This window comes from Photorhabdus heterorhabditis (assembly GCF_018448905.1).
In the GTDB taxonomy this organism is placed as follows: domain Bacteria; phylum Pseudomonadota; class Gammaproteobacteria; order Enterobacterales; family Enterobacteriaceae; genus Photorhabdus; species Photorhabdus heterorhabditis.
The window spans coordinates 1-1,148 of the sequence record NZ_RCWA01000137.1 but is presented as its reverse complement, the minus strand read 5'-3'; the positions used below and the strand labels follow the sequence as shown (position 1 = coordinate 1,148).

1 protein-coding gene is annotated in these 1,148 nt (G+C 52.4%); it reads left to right on the top strand.

All coding sequences use genetic code 11. From position 1 onward, the window contains the following. Positions 1–93: 93 nt before the first annotated feature. A partial coding sequence (locus EAE89_RS22945) for an RNA-guided endonuclease InsQ/TnpB family protein (RefSeq protein WP_214086663.1) occupies positions 94–1,148 on the top strand: 1,055 nt, incomplete at its 3' end.

Sequence of the window (1,148 nt, the reverse complement as noted above, 5' to 3'; positions counted from 1 at the left end):
TTTAGGTCTGGCTACTCCAACGTATCCTGACTGAATTGATATCTGCCTGTAAAACAGGCTAAAATGAATGCACTTTATCAATGAGCGCTGAATATGTTAAGAGCGACCAAAGTCCGCATCTACCCCACACCCGAACAGGCCGGGTATCTTAATGGCCAGTTCGGTGCGGTCCGTTTTGCGTACAACAAGGCGCTGCACATCAAAAAGCATGCTTACAAACGTCACGGTGTGAGTTTACATCCACGCAAAGACCTCAAGCCGCTCCTGGCGGTCGCGAAGCAATCCCGCAAGTACGCGTGGCTCAGGGCATATGATTCTATCGCGTTACAGCAGGCGGTGATTAATCTGCATACTGCATTTGATAATTTCTTCAATCCGAAGTTGCGCGCCCAATTTCCCACGTTCAAACGCAAACAGGGTAAGCAATCCAGCTATCACTGTGTTGGGGTGAAAGTGCTGGAGGATGCGGTGAAGATCCCGAAATTGTCGCCGATAAAGGCGCGCATACACCGAGAAATTGAAGGGGAAGTGAAGAGCATGACGCTATCCCGAACCCCTACGGGAAAATATTACGCCGCTATCCTGTGTGACGATGGGAAAGATGCGCCGGAAAAACCGGGCGTTATCCCCCGCGTGACCGGTTGCGATATGGGTTTGTCCCACTATCTTATCGAGTCGACCGGGGAGAAGGTCGATAACCCCCGTCACCTTATCAACGCCACCCGTAACCTGCGTCGTAAACAGAAATCGCTGTCCCGTAAACAACAGGGCAGCGCTAACCGCGGCAAGGCCCGATTACGTCTGGCGGCAGTCCATGAGCGGGTAGCCCATGGCCGCGCCGATTTTCAACACAAACTCTCTCGAACAATGGTTGACGAAAACCAAGCGATCATTGTTGAGACGCTAAAATCGGCCAACATGATGAAGAATCACCGCATTGCCCGCGCTATCGGGGATGCGGGCTGGCATGGTTTCATCAAGAAACTGGAATACAAAGCCGTAGCGGCGGGCGTCCATCTGGTCAAACTGGCTCAGTGGTTCGCCAGCTCGAAAACCTGTCATTGCTGCGGTCACAAAATGCCGGATATGCCGCTGCATAAGCGGATCTGGCAATGCCCTTTCTGTCGAGTCGAACATGACCGCGATAT